The organism is Kitasatospora sp. NPDC054768, from assembly GCF_053612025.1.
The window spans coordinates 65452-82077 of the sequence record NZ_JBSHBN010000001.1 but is presented as its reverse complement, the minus strand read 5'-3'; the positions used below and the strand labels follow the sequence as shown (position 1 = coordinate 82077).

General features: G+C 74.6%; 17 protein-coding genes and 1 pseudogene. 12 read left to right on the top strand and 6 right to left on the bottom strand.

Annotated elements, in window-relative coordinates; all coding sequences use genetic code 11:
• Nucleotides 1-268 precede the first annotated feature (268 nt).
• Nucleotides 269-979, bottom strand: a pseudogene (locus ACWGKU_RS00380) (vWA domain-containing protein); the annotation flags it as partial.
• Nucleotides 980-1097: 118 nt separating this feature from the next.
• A complete protein-coding gene (locus ACWGKU_RS00375) occupies nucleotides 1098-1658 on the bottom strand; it encodes a DUF3885 domain-containing protein (protein WP_401046077.1) in 561 nt (186 codons plus the stop codon).
• Between the two features lie 141 nt (nucleotides 1659-1799).
• Between ACWGKU_RS00375 and ACWGKU_RS00370 the strand changes: the two genes are divergently transcribed.
• On the top strand, nucleotides 1800-2942 hold the full coding sequence (locus tag ACWGKU_RS00370) for a serine hydrolase domain-containing protein (protein WP_452178142.1): 1143 nt from the start codon (nucleotides 1800-1802) through the stop codon (nucleotides 2940-2942).
• Nucleotides 2930-3496: a hypothetical protein gene (locus ACWGKU_RS00365; protein ID WP_452178141.1), complete on the top strand. Its 567-nt coding sequence runs from the start codon at nucleotides 2930-2932 to the stop codon at nucleotides 3494-3496. The genes ACWGKU_RS00370 and ACWGKU_RS00365 overlap by 13 nt, the downstream gene beginning before the upstream one ends.
• A 94-nt stretch (nucleotides 3497-3590) precedes the next feature.
• Here the strand turns inward: ACWGKU_RS00365 and ACWGKU_RS00360 are convergent, their stop codons facing one another.
• Nucleotides 3591-4400, bottom strand: coding sequence for an alpha/beta fold hydrolase (locus ACWGKU_RS00360; RefSeq protein WP_380542756.1), 810 nt, complete (start codon nucleotides 4398-4400; stop codon nucleotides 3591-3593).
• Between the two features lie 275 nt (nucleotides 4401-4675).
• Nucleotides 4676-6187, bottom strand: a complete 1512-nt coding sequence (locus ACWGKU_RS00355; protein ID WP_452178140.1) for an outer membrane protein assembly factor BamB family protein — start codon at nucleotides 6185-6187, stop codon at nucleotides 4676-4678.
• Between the two features lie 317 nt (nucleotides 6188-6504).
• Here ACWGKU_RS00355 and ACWGKU_RS00350 point away from each other — a divergent pair, with 317 nt between their 5' ends.
• Complete coding sequence (locus ACWGKU_RS00350; RefSeq protein WP_401050166.1) at nucleotides 6505-7281, top strand: class I SAM-dependent methyltransferase; 777 nt, start codon at nucleotides 6505-6507, stop codon at nucleotides 7279-7281.
• Between the two features lie 119 nt (nucleotides 7282-7400).
• Here ACWGKU_RS00350 and ACWGKU_RS00345 read toward each other — a convergent pair whose 3' ends face one another.
• Nucleotides 7401-8804, bottom strand: a complete 1404-nt coding sequence (locus tag ACWGKU_RS00345) for a carotenoid oxygenase family protein (RefSeq protein ID WP_452178139.1) — start codon at nucleotides 8802-8804, stop codon at nucleotides 7401-7403.
• The gene (locus ACWGKU_RS00340; RefSeq protein WP_452178138.1) at nucleotides 8801-9436 is read right to left on the bottom strand and encodes a TetR/AcrR family transcriptional regulator; all 636 of its coding nucleotides are present in this window, start codon (nucleotides 9434-9436) and stop codon (nucleotides 8801-8803) included. The genes ACWGKU_RS00345 and ACWGKU_RS00340 overlap by 4 nt, the downstream gene beginning before the upstream one ends.
• Nucleotides 9437-9566: 130 nt before the next feature.
• Between ACWGKU_RS00340 and ACWGKU_RS00335 the strand changes: the two genes are divergently transcribed.
• The 9 genes from ACWGKU_RS00335 to ACWGKU_RS00295 all read left to right on the top strand — a co-directional run bounded on the left by ACWGKU_RS00335 (nucleotide 9567) and on the right by ACWGKU_RS00295 (nucleotide 16573).
• On the top strand, nucleotides 9567-10364 hold the full coding sequence (locus tag ACWGKU_RS00335; RefSeq protein ID WP_452178137.1) for a hypothetical protein: 798 nt from the start codon (nucleotides 9567-9569) through the stop codon (nucleotides 10362-10364).
• Nucleotides 10365-10662: 298 nt separating this feature from the next.
• Nucleotides 10663-10992, top strand: a complete 330-nt coding sequence (locus tag ACWGKU_RS00330; RefSeq protein ID WP_359897392.1) for a hypothetical protein — start codon at nucleotides 10663-10665, stop codon at nucleotides 10990-10992.
• Nucleotides 10993-11024: 32 nt separating this feature from the next.
• Nucleotides 11025-11714, top strand: coding sequence for an alpha/beta hydrolase (locus ACWGKU_RS00325; protein ID WP_452178136.1), 690 nt, complete (start codon nucleotides 11025-11027; stop codon nucleotides 11712-11714).
• A 320-nt stretch (nucleotides 11715-12034) separates the two neighbouring features.
• The gene (locus ACWGKU_RS00320) at nucleotides 12035-13222 is read left to right on the top strand and encodes a serine hydrolase domain-containing protein (RefSeq protein WP_452178135.1); all 1188 of its coding nucleotides are present in this window, start codon (nucleotides 12035-12037) and stop codon (nucleotides 13220-13222) included.
• A 60-nt stretch (nucleotides 13223-13282) separates the two neighbouring features.
• Nucleotides 13283-14230 (top strand): aminoglycoside phosphotransferase family protein, encoded by a 948-nt coding sequence (locus tag ACWGKU_RS00315; RefSeq protein ID WP_452178134.1) that lies wholly within the window; start codon nucleotides 13283-13285, stop codon nucleotides 14228-14230.
• A 166-nt stretch (nucleotides 14231-14396) separates the two neighbouring features.
• Nucleotides 14397-14753, top strand: coding sequence for a DUF6204 family protein (locus tag ACWGKU_RS00310; protein WP_401054266.1), 357 nt, complete (start codon nucleotides 14397-14399; stop codon nucleotides 14751-14753).
• Between the two features lie 74 nt (nucleotides 14754-14827).
• Nucleotides 14828-15373: a MarR family winged helix-turn-helix transcriptional regulator gene (locus ACWGKU_RS00305; protein WP_401054267.1), complete on the top strand. Its 546-nt coding sequence runs from the start codon at nucleotides 14828-14830 to the stop codon at nucleotides 15371-15373.
• Nucleotides 15374-15566: 193 nt separating this feature from the next.
• On the top strand, nucleotides 15567-16253 hold the full coding sequence (locus tag ACWGKU_RS00300; RefSeq protein ID WP_452178133.1) for a class I SAM-dependent methyltransferase: 687 nt from the start codon (nucleotides 15567-15569) through the stop codon (nucleotides 16251-16253).
• Nucleotides 16250-16573 carry a sulfurtransferase TusA family protein gene (locus ACWGKU_RS00295; RefSeq protein ID WP_452178132.1) on the top strand — a complete coding sequence of 108 codons (324 nt, stop codon included), beginning with the start codon at nucleotides 16250-16252 and terminating at the stop codon, nucleotides 16571-16573. Before ACWGKU_RS00300 ends, ACWGKU_RS00295 begins: the two co-directional genes overlap by 4 nt.
• Nucleotides 16574-16626: the final 53 nt, after the last annotated feature.

The following is a 16626-nucleotide window of genomic DNA, read 5'->3' as shown; positions in this document are numbered from 1 at the left end:
GCTGGCGCTGTCCGTCCGAGCCTGCCCAGGCCAGGGGCCCGGTAGACGGCGGCGACACCGTTCCTCACGGACCGCCTTCGTCCAGGCCGTCGACGCCCGCCCCCTCCCCCCTCCCCGCCTCACCGCGCCGGCTCCGCTTCCCCGGGCCCCCGGTCAGGGTGGCCCAGAAGCCCCGGCGCTCCGTCGGCGGGACCGCCGGGGCCGCCGTCGGCTGCGGCTGCGGCTGCGGTTGCGGTTGCGGTTGCGGTTGCGGCGCCGGTTGCTCCGGGACGATGCCCTGGGACCGGGCGGCCGCGAGCCAGCTCGGCAGCTCGGCGAGCAGCAGGTCGTACAGCTCCTCGTCGGAGACCGTCCGGGGATCGCGCCCCAGGTGGACGAAGCCCGCGTTGTCGATCGGCCGCTTCTCCGGGACGGGCAGTTCGTCCAGCTTCCGCAGGAAGTCGAACTGCCTGCCGTCCGGGTCCCCGAAGCCGATGAACTGCCAGAAGATCGGCAGCGTCGCCGCCTCGCACAGCCGCTTCTCCGCCGCGCTCTTGCTGATCGGGCCGCCGTCCGTCTGGAACAGGACGAAGGCCGGCGCCGTGGCCCCGCTCTCCCGGTAGTGCCGGACCACCGCGTCCATCGCCAGGTGGTAGCTGGTCTTCCCCATGTGCCCGAGGCCCGCGACGATCCGGTCGATCCAGCCCGCGTGGTCCGTCAGGGCGATCTCGGCCTGGGCGTCGACCTCGGTGGAGAAGAAGACGACCGGCACGCTCCCGTCGTCGTCCAGGTGGGCCGACAGCCCCAGCACCCGGTCGGCGAGCGCCTGGACGCTGCCGTCCTTGTAGTAGGGCCGCATCGAACCGGAGTAGTCGACCACCAGGTACACAGCCAGCCGCCGGCCGTTCAGCCCGCGCCGCTCGACCGAGGCGCCGGCCGTCTTGTAGAGGCTCACCAGCCCGGGTGCGCTCCGCTCGACCTTGCTCAGACTGACGGCCATGTCCCGCTCCCTTGCCCACTGCGGCAGCCGAGCTGCCGGCGCGCGTGATCGTCAACGCGCTCCCGACACTCTGCGGGGCGGACGACGGCCACGGCAAGCCTTCGCCCCGACCCGCCGCTCACCAGCCGTCCGGGTGCCGCGACAGCCAGTCGGCGTGCCGCTCCTTCAACCGGTCGCGCTCCTCCGGTGTGGCCAGGTGGACGTCCGCGCCGCCGTCGTACGGGTGGTACAGCCGCCGCATCCCGGTGTCCGTGACGATCACCCCGGCCTCCCGCTCGTCGGCGACCCGGCGCAGCAGCCGGTCCAGGCCGCCCCGCCGCCACTGCCGCCGCTCCACGAAGACGTGGCAGTAGGTGCGGAACTCCGGCTCGGGGTCGTCGCTCTGGAGCCAGGTGCGCCAGTGCCTCGCGTCCCGGCGCATGCGGGGGACGCTCGTCCTGCTCGTCCACCTGGGCGTGAGGACGTACACCTCGGCGCCGGCGAACAGCTCGTCCAGCACGGTGTTGTGGCGTTCCAGGACGATCGCGTACTCGCGCTCGTCGTCGGGGTACCGCTTGGACTCCGGCAGGCTGTGGAAGCGCACCCAGACGTCCCGTGCCCGGCTGTCGATCTCGTGCCCGACGGGCTCCGTGCCGGGCCACCGCCGCTCCCAGAGCGCGGTCAGCGCGTCGCGATCCACCAGCTCCCCTCCTCCGTTCCGGCAGACGAGTCTGCCACATCCGTCCCACCAGTCCCGGCCTGGTGAAATCCCCTCGTCACGGCCGCCCGGCTCCCGTAGCGTGGTTCGGTCGATCTTGAGGGCAGAACGGGGCACCACATCATGCAGCAGCACCACGGCTGGGCCGACGAGCGCTTCGGCGCCGTCGCGGACGCCTTCGCCGCCAACTTCACCGAGTTCCCCGAACTGGGCGCCGCCGTCACGGTGTTCTCCGGCGGCCGGAAGGTGGTCGAGCTGTGGGGCGGCACGGCCGACGACCGCACCGGCCGGGCCTGGACGCAGGACACCGTCGTACCGGTGTTCTCCTGCGCCAAGGGCCCGGTGAGCATCTCCGCGCACCTGCTCGCCCAGCAGGGCCGGCTCGACCTGGACGCGCCGGTCGCCCGCTACTGGCCGGAGTTCGCCCGGAACGGCAAGCAGGCCGTCACCACCCGGATGATCCTCGGCCACCGCGCCGGCCTCCCGGCCCTGGACGCGACGCTCTCCTTCGAGGAGGTCGCCGCCTGGGATCCGGTGATCCGGGCGATCGAGGCGCAGCGGCCGCTCTGGGAGCCGGACTCCACCCACGAGTACCACGGCCATGTGTTCGGCTTCGCGGTCGGCGAGGTGATCCGCCGGATCACCGGGCTGACCCCGGGCGTGTTCCTGCGCGAGGAGATCGCCGAGCCGCTCGGGCTGCCGGTCCGGATCGGCCTGCCGGAGAGCGAACTGCCGCGCCTGGCACGGCTGGTGGAGGCCGATGGCCGCCGTCCGATGCCGGGCCCGGAGCACCTGCTCACCCGGATCGTCACCATGAACGGCGCCCTGGTCTTCCCCGGCCTGGACGTGCCGCACGGCTGGAACGACCCGGACCTGCACGCGATCGAGCTGCCCGGCGCGGGCGCCGTCGCCTCGGCCACCGGTCTGGCGGGCCTCTACGCGGCGGCGGCCACCGGCCTGGACGGCGGCGAGCGGCTGCTCTCCCCCGACACCGTGACCGACGCGGTGCGCGAAGTCTCCTCCGGAGCGGGCTTCCTGGGCTTCGACCTGGGCGCCCGCTGGGGCTCCGGCCTGCTGCTGGACTCCCCCGCCTTCCGCCCGCTGCTCGGCGCGCGCAGCTTCGGCAACGACGGCGCCGGCGGCCAGTTCGCCTTCGGGGACGACGAGTTCGGCGTCGGCTTCGGCTACGTCGCCAACCGGATGATCGGCCACGGCGACGCCCGGGCGAACCGCCTGATCGAGGCGGTGCGCGGGTGCCTGGGCTGACGGGCTTCCTCCCGCTCGTCACCGGCCTGGCCACCACCGGCGGCCTCGGCGAGCTGCGCTACGGCGCCTCGCTGCCCGAACTCGCCGCCCACTACGGCGATCCGTGGGACGGCGGCCGCGTCCACCGCGGCCACCGGTGGCCGCACGCCTTCGGCTGGGGCGACGTGCAGACGGTGTTCTGCCGCTGCCGCCGGCTCCACGCGCTGTCGCTGCCGGTCTGGCACGGCGAGCTCGACCTCCCCCGGCCGGGCGGCGGATCGGTGACGCTCGACACCCACGTCTCCGAGCGGGACCTGATGGCGGCGCTGACCGCCACCGGCCACAGCTGGCGGACGGTGACGTACGAGAACCTCCCGGGCCAGCGGAACCTGGAGTTCTCGCCGGCCGAGGAGGTCCGGGTCGAGCTGGTGCTCACCGACCGCGACGGCTACGACCGGCCGCCGCTTCCGGAGTGGGTGCTGCACAAGGCGGTGCTGTGGGGCTTCGAGCACGTCGAGTGCCCCGCGCCGGACGGCGACCTGCCGGACGACGGCTGGGGCGCCGGCGACCGGTAGGGCCGCCGCCGACCGGTAGGGCCGCGGCCGACGCCCGCCCGGGCCGCCCCGTCCCCGGTGGGGGGTCGGCCGGCCGCAACCGCGACGGCGCGCCTCAGCCCAGCGCCCTCGGCAACACCACGCGCACCCACTCCTCCGGCTGCGAGAGGTGCGGGGCGTGCCCGGCGCCCGCGTACAGGTGGCGTTCCGGCTTGGGCAGGGCGAGGTCGATCAGGTCCAGCACCTCGCCGAACATCGGGGCGCTGTCGTCGCTCTGGGTGAGCAGCGCGGGCTCGCCGAACCGGGACAGCCCGGTGAGGTCGAGGTCGAGCGCGTCCGGGTCGCGCAGCTCGTCCAGGTAGGTGGGCGCATTGCGGATGTAGGTGTGCCGGACCGGCGCGGGCAGCTGCTCCCAGGCGCCGGGGCCGAGGGCGAGGCTGTCCACGTACAGTTCGGCGGCGGCGGCCGACTCCGCCTGCTCCAGCAGCTCCCGGACGGCGGCGATCCGGCCGGCGAAGGCGGTGCCGATCGGGCGCAGGTCCGGGTCCGCGAGCAGGATGCCGGTCCCCGGCGGCTCGTGCACGGCGATCCCGCGCAGCAGGTCGGGCCGGGCGGCGGCGAGCCGGAGGGTGACCAGTGCCCCGTAGGAGTCGCCATAGGCGAAGGCGGGCGCCAGGCCCAGCCCCTGGATCAGCCCGGCCAGGTCGGCCGCGTCCTCGTGCACCGAACCCTGGGTGAGCGGGTCCTCGCTGCGACTGTGCCCCCGGCGGTCGTAGGCGACCGCGGTGGTGGACTCGGCCAGGCCCGGCAGCACCCGCGCCCAGGAGTCCGCATCGCTCCAGGAACCGTGCACCAGGACGACGCCGGGGCCCTCACCACGGGCCTCGTAGTGCAGCGCCACCCCGTTCACCCTGATCTCGGCCATCACGAGTCTCCCGATCTCGGCGGTGCTCCCCCACCAGCGTGACACAACCGCCCGGAAGGCTCAGGTCCTCCGGTGGCGGGCCCGTCGAGGGCGGCCGGGCGGATCGCGAGGGCCGCCTCCCCTGGTGATCGGGCGCCGCGCGGCCGTGCCGGACCGCCGTCCCCGGCCACCGCGGTCGCCCGGCGCCCCGCCCACGGCGGTCACCCGGCGTCACCGGCCGCCCCGCCACCGCCCGTTGCGGTGACGGTCCGTTACCGGTGTTCCGGGTGCGGGCCTCAGCTCAGCACCCGCACCGGCGGCTCGTCCCGGGTCCCGTCCTCCGCGACCACCGTGAACCGCTCCGGGCCCGACACCGACAGGTCCACCGGGTAGAGCGACGCGGTGTCGTTGACGTCCAGCACGGCGCTCTGCCGCCCGGTCGCCACCTCCACCCTGGTCACCCGGCCCCGGGTCATCGCCCACACCGAGCCGCCGTCCACCACCAGGCCGGTCACCTGGTCGTCCAGCCCCGCCGTCCAGCGCCTGCCGCCGTCCGTGAGCGAGTACGCCAGCAGCCGGCCGGTGGCGGTCCGGCTGGGGTGCTTGCCGCCGCTGATGCCGATGTCGCCGGGCTTCTCCCCCGGCACGACGAACAGGTCCCCCACCACCGCCCCGCCGAACAGCGGCCGGGCGGTGAACTCGTCGAAGGCGTGCAGCCCGCCCAGCATCACGTCCAGGTCGTACTCGTCCCCGGCGACCGGTATCGCCGCCCGCTGCCGGCCGGTCCGGTCGTAGCTGAGCACCGCGTGGGTGCCGCGCTCGGCCTGGGCGTCCACCCACACCGCGAGCGGGTCGACCGACACCACCGCGAGGTTCTTCAGCCCGCCCGCCGCGGGCAACGCGATCCGCTGCTGCTCCCGGCCGTCCGCCGGGGCCAGCGAGCGCAGCACGGGAGCGGCGTCGCCGCACTGCGCGACCGTGACGGCGTCCCCGGGGCCGCCCGCGACCTGCAGCGGGGCGCAGCCGGGATCGGCCGCGCTGTGCCAGACGTCCCGGCCGTCCGTCAGCCGTACGGCGCGCCAGCCGGCCTTCTCCTGGAGCAGGGCCTGCTGCCCGGCCACCGCGACCACGTCCGGCGTCGCGTCGTCCCCGTCCCGGGCGGGCGCGTCCACGGTGGCGGTCCAGCCCTCCCGGCCGTCGGCGAGGTCGAGCGCGGTGACGGCGGAGCAGGGCCCGTCGTGCGGCGAGTGGCCGATCAGGCCGAGGGCGTCGCCGCGGGCCGTCCCGTCGGGCCCGGTGCCCCGGCTCATCGCGCACACCGTGTCCTGCCCGGGCGGGGACCAGCTCCAGGCGACGGCCCCGGTGGCGCTGCGGTAGGCCACCACCAGGTCCGGACGGACCCGCACCACGAGGTCCCCGCTGGTCCAGCTGCCCACCGCACGGACCGTGGAGGGCCGGTCCAGCGGCGCCTTCCAGGAGTCGTTGAGGCCGTCCCCGGCGAAGCCGACGAAGATCGTGAGCCCCACCAGCGCCCCGACCGCGGCCGAGGGGAACCCGGCCTTCGGGTGGATCAGCGCCCAGACGAAGCCCGCACCACAGGGCATCAGCCCGAGGATGCTGATGATCCCCATGTACGCGAGGCTCTCGCCGCCGAACCCGTTCGCCGGGCCGAACAGCACCGCGAGCCCCATGCTCGCGAACATCGCCCCCAGCACCCCGCCGGAGACCACCATCCAGGTCTCCTTGTCCCAGGCGAACCTGGCTCCCCACCTCGCCCGGACGACAGTGTCCTCGGGCCGAACGGCCATGCCGGTCTCTCCCCTGCGACGCGCCGCCCACCGCGTCGGGGCGACGATCATCGGATCGTCGCAGAGCGCGCCATGATCCGGAACAAAGAGCAGGGAAAACCCCGGCCATGACCCGCACATACCAGGTCCCGAGCGCCGGAACCGTGACGAATCCTCCCTCCGCGCGCCGGCTGCCGCCCGTCCGCGCCCCGTCCACCGTCGGCCCTGTCCGGCCTCCGTACGCCCCCTGCCCGCCCCCGTCCGACCTCCGTCCGACCGCCGTCCGACCGGCGGAAATCGATTGCCGGCCGCTGGGGCGCTGGCTAGCGTTGCCCGACATGACCGCGACCCCCGCCATCCCCGACTGGCGCACCGCCAACCGTGCGAACTGGGACGAGCGCGTGCCCGTCCACGCCACCGGCCCGTTCTACGACCTGCCCGGCTTCGTCGCGGGCCGTGACACCCTCCAGGACTACGAGCCCGCCGAGGTCGGCGACGTCACCGGTCGCACGCTGCTCCACCTCCAGTGCCACCTCGGGCTCGACACCCTCTCCTGGGCCCGCCGCGGCGCCGTCGTCACCGGGCTCGACTTCTCCGCCCCGGCCGTCGCGGCCGCCGCCGACCTCGCCGCCCGGATCGGCGCCGACGAGGCCCGGTTCGTCACCTCCGACGTCTACGAGGCCGCCGAGGCACTCGACGGACGGACGTACGACATCGTCTACACCGGTTTCGGCGCGCTCTGCTGGCTCCCCGACCTCACCCGCTGGGCCCGGACGGTCGCCGCGCTCCTCGCCCCCGGCGGCTTCCTCTACCTCGCCGAGCACCACCCGGTGGCCGACGTCCTCGCCGACGACGGGCGCAGCTTCGAGGAGGACTACTTCGAGCGCACCCCGATCGTCGTCGACTACCCCGGCACCTACGCCGACCCGGACGCCCGGCTCGACTCCACCGTCACCGTCCAGTGGCAGCACGGCCTCGGCGAGGTCGTCACCGCCCTGGCCGACGCCGGCCTGCGCCTGGACTTCCTCCACGAGCACGCCCACGCCCACTTCCGCGTCCCCGCCGGCTCCCCCGCGCCGCAGTCCTACTCCCTCCGCGCCACCCGGCCCCGCTGACCCCTCCCGGGCCGCGCCCGGCTCTCCGCCCGGCTCTCCGCCCGGCCCAGCGGCCTGCCCACGGGCGCGCCCTGAACGGCCTCCCGGCACGGCCTCCCTGGCGGGCACATATTGGCCCCTCAGCCTCGGCCCGGTTCCCCACCCGGCACCCAGTTGCCGTGCAGGCCCAGGGGCACCCGCACCGGCAGGTGGATGCGGGCCACGGGCTCGCCGGTGAAGTCCTGGGCGGCGAGGATCACCAGGTCCGCCGCTCCCCGGTCCGGGTCGTGGACGTACGCCATCAGATACCCGTCGTCCTCCGCCGTCGGCGACTCGGCGGCGACGAACACCGCCTCGCCCACCGCCCCGTCGCGCCCGAACTCGTGGGCCTCGACGGTCCCCCGGCTCAGATCGTGCTTGAGCAGGGCGTTGCTGAAGCCCTCGTCCGGGCGGTCGTCCCCGGGGCCGTTCGGCGGCGCGTAGAGCTCGACGGCGGCCGCGTAGCCGTAGCGGTAAGGGCGGCCGGTGTGAAGGGAGTTGACGCGCGGGAATTCCTGGACCCGGTCGTCCAGCCGCTCCTCCCGCACCGTCCCCGCCGCCAGGTCGATCGTCCAGCGGTCGAGCGTGGGCCGGCTCGCGCCGATGTCGCGCAGGTCGATGCCCGGCGGGTGCCGCACGACGTCGACCACCAGTGAGTCCGCCGTCCGCTCGTACGCGTTGAGGGTGTGGCCGACCAGGTGCGGCGCGAGCTCGAACCACCGCACCGCGCCGCCCTCGCGCGGCATCACCCCGATCCGCGCGGCGCGCCGCCCGTCCCAGGTGAAGGGCACCCCGGTGGCCAGGTGCGCCGCGCTGAACACCACCGGCGTGTCGTACAGCAGCACGAACCGCTCGGTGAGCGCGAAGTCGTGCATGTACGGGTTCCCGGGCACCTCGATCAACGTGCTGCGCCGGACGGCACCGGCGGCGTCCATCACGATGTGCTGCACCTGGTCGGAGCCGTACCGGAAGGCCAGCGAGTGCAGTTCCCCGCTGTGCGGGTCGAGGATCGAGTGGGCGTTGGCGGAGAACCCCTCCGGCGTGGCGCCCAGTTCGCACGGCCCCACCGTGTCCAGCTCGTAGGTGAGTTCGTACGGGCGGATGCCGCCCTCGATCAGCGCGTAGGTGCGCCCGGCGAGGCCCGCGACCTGCACGTTGGGGGAGATGTCCAGCCGCTCGTCGACGGGCGTGCCGCGCCGGGGCTCGCCGAGCCGGTCGGCGACCGCACCGGAGCGGACCCAGCGGTTGCGGTACCACTCGGCGCGCCCGTCCCGGATCCGGACACCGTGCACCATGCCCGCGCCGAGGGTCCACAGGTGCGCGGCCGGATCCTCGATGCCCAGCGGATTGGGGCCGTTGCGCAGGTAGCGCCCGTCGAGGTGGGCCGGTATGCGGCCGGTGACGGGCAGGTCGTGGGCGGTGACCTCCTCGGTCACCGGGGCGAAGTTCCCGCGCAGGAAGCGGTTGCGGCTCGTGCCGCCACGGTCCGGGCCGTCGGTGCTCATGGTGTCGACCTCTCGTCAGGTGATGGGATGGCGGCGGCGAAGGCCCGTCCCAGTGCGGCCATCAGCGCCTCGTAGCGCGCCCCGGCCTCGGCCGGCGCGAAGTGGCCGGCGAGTTCCAGGCTCACCGCGCCGTGGGTGGCCGCCCAGAAGAGCTTGGAGACCTCGCGGGCGTCGCCGGGCCGGAAGACCCCGGCCGCGATGCAGGCCTCCACGGCGGCCACCGAGGCACCGAACGCGCCGTCCGCGACGGCCAACGCCGCGGCGCCAGGGCGGGATCCGGGGACCGGCTGCTCGAACATCACCCGGTAGTAGGCGGGTTCGGCGATCGCCCGCTCCCGGTAGGCCCGGCCGAGCTCGGTCAGATAGGCCAACGGGTCGACCCCGCATGGGACTTGCTCCTGTGCCCGGCGCAGCCGCGCGAAGCCCTCCCGGTACAGCGCGTCCAGCAGCCCCTCCTTCCCGCCGAACATCGTGTACAGCACCTTGGTCGAGGAGCCGATCTCGGCGGCGATCCGGCGCACGGTCAGTGCGGCGGGGCCTTCTGCGACGAGGAGGGCGATGGCGCGGTCGAGGATCACGGCGCGCACGGCATCCTGGCCGACCCGCTGCGCGTCCTGGTAGGGCGTGCTCATGGGTAACAACGTAACCGACGGGAAACAGTGTTACCACCCTTTGCGCGCAACGGTTTTCGAAACCCACCCGACCCGACCACCCAGCCGCCCTGGCTAGACTGGCGCGCTCGAAAGCCGAGGGGAGTCAGCGATGAGCGGTGCCACCCGCTGCGACCAGGTCGCGGCCGAGGCGGGCATGGGTGAACGGCGGCGGCTGTACCGGACGAGCCGCCGGATCGGCGACGGCGTGGGCAAATGGGGCCTGGGACTGCCCGGCATCCTCGTCATCGCCGCCTCCGGCTGGACCTGGTGGGGCGCCGTCCTCGCGGTCGCCGCCGTGACAGCGGCCGCCTGGGCCTACAAGAACGTGCCGCCGCGCTCCGGGCTGGTCGCCGTGGCGCGCTACGAGGGCGGCCTCGTCCTCCACCACGCCGGCGGCGACTTCCGCGCCCTGCCCTGGGAGGCCATCGAGAGCTACGAGTACATACCCTCCCGGACGGAATTCCGCGGCAACCTGAGCATCGAGCACTTCGGCCGCGTCGTCATCCTGGCGCGCGGCCGTGAAACCCCCTTCGTGGTCTCGAAACTGGCGGGCCGTTACGAACCGGGGCTGGCCGAGGCCATCCGCGCGGGCCTGATGCCGCGCTGCACCGCGCCGCTGCACGAGCGGTTCGAGGAAGAGGGGCACGTCGTATTCGGGACGGTGCTCGGCGTGCTGCCCGAGGGACTCCTCGTCGACCCCGGCAGCGACCACCGCACGGCCCCGCTGCCGTGGAGCGACCTCCAGGACGTCACCGCCGAGAACACGCGCGAGCTCCGGATCACGGCGCGCACCGAACTGATCCCGGGCGAACGGGTCGTCACCCGCGTCCTCGCCGATGCGGACGTCGTCGCGGCGTTCCTCCGGGAGACCCGGGAGAAACTCCTGCCGGAGCAGCACGCCGAGTGACCGGGGCCGCGTGACCGAGGCCGCGGCCCCACCCCGAGCGCACCGGTCGACTCGACGGCCGCCCGCCAGGGCGCGCCAACCCTGCGCCACGGTGCGACCGTTGACATGCGCCGGGCATCCGTCGCAGCACCGGCGGCACCGGGTCCGCGCGCCGTGCTGCGCCGACCGGGTCAACCTCGGCACCGGACTGTACGCGGACGCCCGGTCGGCTCGTTCTGCTGTACATGCCTCCCCCGATCCCGACGCCACCGCCGCTGCCCGCACACAGCACCGCACGGAACGCCGCTCGGAGGTTCCCGTGGCCGTGATCGGCCGTGCGGCGGCCACCGTGGTCGCACTGGGCATCCTGCTCATCCCGGCGGCCGTCACGGCGGGCACCGACCTGCCGCCCGAGCTCGGCGCGGGCTGGTGGGAGGTGTCGGCCAACGCCGCCAACGTCCGGGTCGACCACTTCGGCGAGGAGACCGTCGTCGGGTTAGCCCGTTCGGGTGACCGGGTCGAGGTCGTGGACACCTGGACCTCACCGCTCGGCGCCCGCTGGGCGAAGGTCATGGTGGTGCGCACCCGGGTCTCCGGCTGGGTCCTGTGGTCCCTCCTCGCGCACCGGGACCCGTCCTCGGAACCGTAGAATCCGCCTGTACACATCAGGAGGGATTTCGCGTGTTCCGAGCGCAGCGTCCGCGCACCGCAGAGCTGACCGCACGACAGGGAGAGGGGCCGGTCGACGGCATCGCCCTGCTGCTGCCGGGCGGCTTCCTCCGCAGTCGGCGAGCACCGCTGAAGGTCGCCGAGCTGGGCCTGCGGGACCTGGCCACCGAGCTCACCGACCGCGGCCGGCCGCACGGCCTCGCGGTGCACCTGCTGCGCTACCGCCACGGCGGCTGGAACGGCGCCGACGCCGACACCGCCGTCGACACCCGCTGGGCGCTCGACGAGCTGGCCCGGCTGTACCCGGGCAGGCCCGTCGTCCTGATCGGCAACTCGCTGGGCGGGCGGGCCGCCTTCTGGTGCGCCGGGCACCCGTCGGTGGTCGGCGTCGCCGGGATCGCTCCCTGGCTGCCCAGCGGCGATCCGGTCGACCAGCTGGCCGGGCGGCGGGTGCTGATCGTCCACGGCACCGGGGACCACAGCTCGGCCAGTGCCACCCAGTCCCTGGAGTACGCGCTGCGCGCCCGGCGGGTCGTCCCGGACCTCGCGCGGTACGAGGCTCCGGGCGCCAACCACCTGCTGATCCGCGAGTCCCGCGACATCAGCGCGCTGACCACCGCGTTCACCCTCGCCACCCTGGGCGCCGAGCCCGCCCCGCTGATGACGGGAGCGGTCTGCACCCGGCTCCCGGCCCGGGTCTAGGCCCCGGCCCCGCCGCACCCCGCCGCACCCCGCGCCGTCCCGCGCCCCGGGCCTCCCCTGCCGATCGGCAGGGGAGGCCCGGTCACTTTCCGGCGGAATTCCTGCCGATCGGCACATGCGCGAACGGGGTTCCGGCGATCAGTCTTGGAGTCACCGCGACGGCGGCCATCCGGGCCGCCGTGGAAGGGAGTCTCCACCGTGTTCCACGACCACGATCTCCACCTCCGCGCCGACCGGATGCAACTGAACGCCCGTCAATTTCGTGTTCTCCGGGGCGGATCACTCCGCCCCTCACCCGTCCTCACGACACCGGAGAACTCATGCCCGTCACCAAGCCCGCCGCCCTCGCGCTCGGCCTCGCCGCCCTGCTCCTCACGGCCGTGCCTGCCGCACCCGCCCTCGGCCAGGCGCCGCCCGGCGGTCCCGATCCGGTCGTCCTCGATGCCGCGATCGCCCACCGGCCGGGGGACCCTGCGGCGGGCGTGATCGCCCGGGTGACGGTCGACGGCCGGGCCTGGCGCGGCAGTGCCGGCGATCCGGTGAGCGGGCGGCCGGTGGCGTCGAACGCCGCGTTCCGGATCGGCAGCATCAACAAGACCTTCGTCGCCGCGGTGGTGCTCCAGCTCGCCGCCGAACAGCGGATCTCCCTGGACGGCACCGTCCAGCGGTACCTGCCCGGCACGCTGCCCGCCGACTTCACCCTGCCGATCACCGTCCGTCAACTCCTCGACCACACCAGCGGACTGCCACAGGCCGTCGAGGGTCCGAACACCCAGGATCCCGACGAACTGATAGCGCGCCGCTTCGGGCTGGAGACGCTCGACCAGGTCGTCCAGAAGACGCTCCACCCCGAGGACGGGCACGAGGTCACTCCGTCCTTCGCCCCGGGCTCCGCCCAGGAGTACAACAACTTCAACTACCGGCTGGCGGGCCGGATCATCGAGCAGGTGACCAGGCACACGATCAGGGAAGAGGTGACGGCCCGCATCCTGAAGCCGCTCGGCCTGCGGCACACCGAGGTGCCGGAAGGCAGGCCGACGATGCCCGAGCCCCACCTGACCGGCTACTTCACCGACAGGGCCGGCGCCCCGATCGACGTCTCCGAGCAGGGCGGCAACTCGGAGTCGATGGTGTCCACCCCGGCCGACCTGGACGTCTTCCTGCGCGCCCTGCTGGACGGCGAACTCCTGCCGCCCCAGCAGCTGAACGACCTGCTCACCCTGCCGCGGGACGCCTCCGGCCGGCTGCTGCCCGTGCGCGGAGCCGGCGAGTGCCAGTTCGGTCCGGACAAGGGACGGGCCTGCTACAGCGCCGGGCTGATGGCCATCCCCCTACAGGACGGCACGGTGCTCTGGGGCAAGACCGGGCACGACCTCGGGTACTCCGACGGCTTCTTCACCACCCCGGACCTGCGCAGGAGGCTGGTCTACTCCGTCGGCGCCGGGACCGGCACCCCGGCACCGGCGCTCCGCCTCGCCGCCACGACCTTCGGGCCCTTCGCGCCCTGAGCCCGACCGAACCAGCGACCGCACCGACCCCCCTCCTCCCCCACCGTCGAAAGGACCCGAATGATCAGCATTCCCGGCGGGCTCGCCCGCACCACCGTCGACCGCGAGGGAGCCCCCGGCGCGACCTGGATCGCCGAACTCCCCGGTCTCGCCGCCGAACTGCTGGAACGCTGGCACTGCGTGCCGGACGGCGCCGCCACCCACGGCGGCGTCGGCCTGATCCTCCCGGTCCGTCAGGCAGCCGGGCGCGCGGCCGTGCTGAAGGTGTCGTTCCCCCACCCGGGCAACGTGCACGAGCCGGACGCCCTCGCGGTGTGGGCGGGCCGGGGAGCCGTCCGGCTGTACGAACGGGACGACGAGCGCTTCGCGATGCTGCTCGAACGGGCGGGCCCGACGACGCTCGCGGAGGTCCGGGACGGCGACGAGGTGCTGACGGCCGCCGGGCGGCTCAGCCGCCGGCTCGCCGTCCCGGCACCACCGGGCCTGCCCCGGCTGAGCGAGCAGGCGGCCGGCTGGGAGGACCGGCTGCGCACCGACGCGGCCTCCCTGCCCCACGCCCTGTCGGCCCGCGCGGTGGGCTCCGCCCTCGCGACCGTCCGCGACCTCGCCCGCGTCCAGCCGGAGGTGCTCGTCCACGGCGACCTCCACCCCCGCAACATCCTGCGGGCCGAGCGCGCACCCTGGCTGGCCGTGGACCCCAAGGGCTGCGTGGGAGACCGGGCCCACGACGGCGGCACCCTGCTCACCGTCCACGCCCTGACCCTGGTCGACGCGACGACCCTGCTCAACGCGACGGATGTGCGCCGCGCCGTCCTCCGCGCGCTCGACGTTTTCACCGAGGCCGCCGGGCTGGACCGCGAACGCACCCGCCGCTGGACCCAACTCCACGCCGTCCAGGCCGCCTTCCGGGGCCGACGGCACGGATTCCGGCGTGCCCGGGGAGGCCCCGAGCTCGCCCGGCTCACCCGGTACGCGGACGGGCTCGCCGAAGCACTCACCCCCGGCTGACCGCGTCCAAACCCGACCACACCCGCCCGACCGCATCCACCCGGCGCACCCGCCGGGTCCGCGCTGCCGCTCGATCACCGGATCGATCACCGGATCGGGCCGCCGCGCCACCGCGCCGCCGAAATCGCGTTGGCGGCCGGCGGCCCGTGCTGCCTATGGTCGGGGGATGACCACTCGAACCTTCCGCATCATGGTGCGCGGCGTCTTCGACGGCCTCACCGACGAACAGCGCGCCGAACTGCTCGCCGCCGCACCCGCGCACGACGTGCTGCACGCCGCCTTCACCCGCGAGGGCCACCTCAGCTACGACCTCTCCGCACGGGCCGCCTTCACCTTCCGCTTCCTCGACGAGGGCGAGGCCGAGGAGGACATCCTGGAGGCCACCGAGCGGGCCGAGCAGTCGGCGCGGGACTGGCTGGCCGGACGCGGCTACGGCTGCAAGAACCTCCGCTCCCAGGCCGAGGACCTCTCTCGGGCGCCGCTCGGCAAGCGTCAGCGCCGCGCCGCCGCCACTGGTCGCTGAGCCGACCCCTCCCCCTCCGCCACCTCCTTGACGGCTTCCTCCCGGGATATACTTGAGCAGTCAAGGAGGTGGCAATGACAGACCAGCCGGTCCAGCCCGAGCAGCCGGACCAATCGGAGCAGGTGGGACCCGTGCGGCAGACCGCGACCGCACCGGCCACGCCGGGCCCGAGCCCCGACCCGCTGGACACCGCCCTGCGGCTGGTCCGCGCCCAGACGGCCGTGGTCAAGCGCTTCGACGCGAGCCTCGGCGGCCTGCACGGCGTCAGCCTGGCCGACTTCACGATGCTGCTCCACCTCTCCCAGGCCCCCGGCAGCCGGATGCGCCGGGTCGACCTCGCCGAAGCCCTCGGGCTCACCGCCTCCGGCGTGACCCGCGGCCTCGCGCCGCTGGAGCGGATCGGCCTGGTCGCCCGCGAGGCCGCCGCCCGCGATGCCCGGGTCGCCTACGCCGCCCTCACCCCGACCGGGCGTGAGCGTCTCGCCGAGATGCTGCACACCGCCCGCCAGGTCGCCGCCGACCACTTCGCGGCCGAGCAGTGGAGCCCCGAGGACCTCGGCCGGCTGTCCACCCTGCTCACCCGCCTCGGCGGAACCGCCCCCGGCCAGCGCCTCGCCTGATCCGCCCGGACCCGCACCCACCACCCGCCCACCCTGCCCGCACGCACCGCCACCACCCCCGCCAGTCACGCCGTCGGACCCCACCTCCTAGGCTGGCCCCGCACGACACGTACCGCCCGCACCACCCGAACCGACAGCACCGACAGCACCGACAGCACCGCGCGCACCGCACCACCCCGCGAAGGGCAGCACCATGACCGACACCCCCGGCACCGGGCCCGGCCTGGAAAGCGCCCTCGCCGACGCCCAACGCGCGCACTGGCAGCAGACCTACACCGCCAACCCGGGCATGTACGGCGAGCGGCCCTCGGCCCCCGCCGAGTACGCCGCCGAGGTGTTCGCCGCCGCCGGAGCCCGGGACGTACTGGAACTCGGCGCCGGCCACGGGCGCGACGCGCTGCACCTCGCCCGTACGGGCTTCCGTGTGCTGGCCGCCGACTTCAGCCCGACCGCCCTGCACCAGCTGCGCACCGCCGCCACGGACCAGGAACTGGCCGACCGGCTCTCGGTCCTCGCCCATGACGTCCGCGACCCGCTGCCCCTTCCCGACGCCTCCGTCGACGCGGTCTTCGCCCACATGCTGCTCTGCATGGCGCTCTCCACCGAGGAGATCGAGGCGCTCGTCGCCGAGGTCCGCCGGGTCCTGCGCCCGGGCGGCACCTTCGTCTTCACCGTCCGCCACACCGGCGACGCCCACTACGGCGCCGGCACCGGCCACGGGGACGACATCTGGGAGCACGGCGGCTTCGCCGTCCACTTCTTCCCCCGCGACCTGGTGGACGCGCTCGCCGAAGGCTGGCGCCTGACCGACGTCCATCCCTTCGAGGAGGGCGAACTGCCCCGCCGCCTCTGGCGCATCACCCAGGAGACCCCCCGATGACCGCACCCGACGCCGCCACCCCCGACGCCACCGCCCCCGACCTCACCGTCGACGGCACCGGCCTGCTCTGCGTCCAGTTGCTGCTCCGGCTGCGCGCGCAGATCGCGCACCTCCCGGCCGGCGCCGTGGTCCACATCCACACCACCGACCCCGCCGCCCCGCTCGACCTCCCCGCCTGGTGCCATCTGACCGGCCACGCCTACCTCGGTCAGGTCCCGTACGAGGCCACCGACCGCGAGGTGTACGCGCTGCGGCTCACCTCCGCCCCGGTCCGCACCCGCCCCGACCGCCCCTGGCACCCGGCTCCCGCCACCGACTGACCGACCCCACCCTCCGCTCGCCCCACGCCGCCCCACGCCGCCGCTCGCGCCGT

Excerpts from the sequence above, each read along its gene's own strand:
- ACWGKU_RS00340 (WP_452178138.1), bottom strand. The coding sequence starts at position 9,436 with ATGAGCACGCCCTACCAGGACGCGCAGCGGGTCGGCCAGGATGCCGTG.
- ACWGKU_RS00320 (WP_452178135.1), top strand. The coding sequence starts at position 12,035 with ATGCCCGTCACCAAGCCCGCCGCCCTCGCGCTCGGCCTCGCCGCCCTG.
- ACWGKU_RS00295 (WP_452178132.1), top strand. The coding sequence starts at position 16,250 with ATGACCGCACCCGACGCCGCCACCCCCGACGCCACCGCCCCCGACCTC.
- ACWGKU_RS00350 (WP_401050166.1), top strand. The coding sequence starts at position 6,505 with ATGACCGCGACCCCCGCCATCCCCGACTGGCGCACCGCCAACCGTGCG.
- ACWGKU_RS00305 (WP_401054267.1), top strand. The coding sequence starts at position 14,828 with ATGACAGACCAGCCGGTCCAGCCCGAGCAGCCGGACCAATCGGAGCAG.
- ACWGKU_RS00345 (WP_452178139.1), bottom strand. The coding sequence starts at position 8,804 with ATGAGCACCGACGGCCCGGACCGTGGCGGCACGAGCCGCAACCGCTTC.
- ACWGKU_RS00360 (WP_380542756.1), bottom strand. The coding sequence starts at position 4,400 with ATGGCCGAGATCAGGGTGAACGGGGTGGCGCTGCACTACGAGGCCCGT.
- ACWGKU_RS00335 (WP_452178137.1), top strand. The coding sequence starts at position 9,567 with ATGAGCGGTGCCACCCGCTGCGACCAGGTCGCGGCCGAGGCGGGCATG.
- ACWGKU_RS00300 (WP_452178133.1), top strand. The coding sequence starts at position 15,567 with ATGACCGACACCCCCGGCACCGGGCCCGGCCTGGAAAGCGCCCTCGCC.
- ACWGKU_RS00315 (WP_452178134.1), top strand. The coding sequence starts at position 13,283 with ATGATCAGCATTCCCGGCGGGCTCGCCCGCACCACCGTCGACCGCGAG.
- ACWGKU_RS00310 (WP_401054266.1), top strand. The coding sequence starts at position 14,397 with ATGACCACTCGAACCTTCCGCATCATGGTGCGCGGCGTCTTCGACGGC.
- ACWGKU_RS00370 (WP_452178142.1), top strand. The coding sequence starts at position 1,800 with ATGCAGCAGCACCACGGCTGGGCCGACGAGCGCTTCGGCGCCGTCGCG.
- ACWGKU_RS00355 (WP_452178140.1), bottom strand. The coding sequence starts at position 6,187 with ATGGCCGTTCGGCCCGAGGACACTGTCGTCCGGGCGAGGTGGGGAGCC.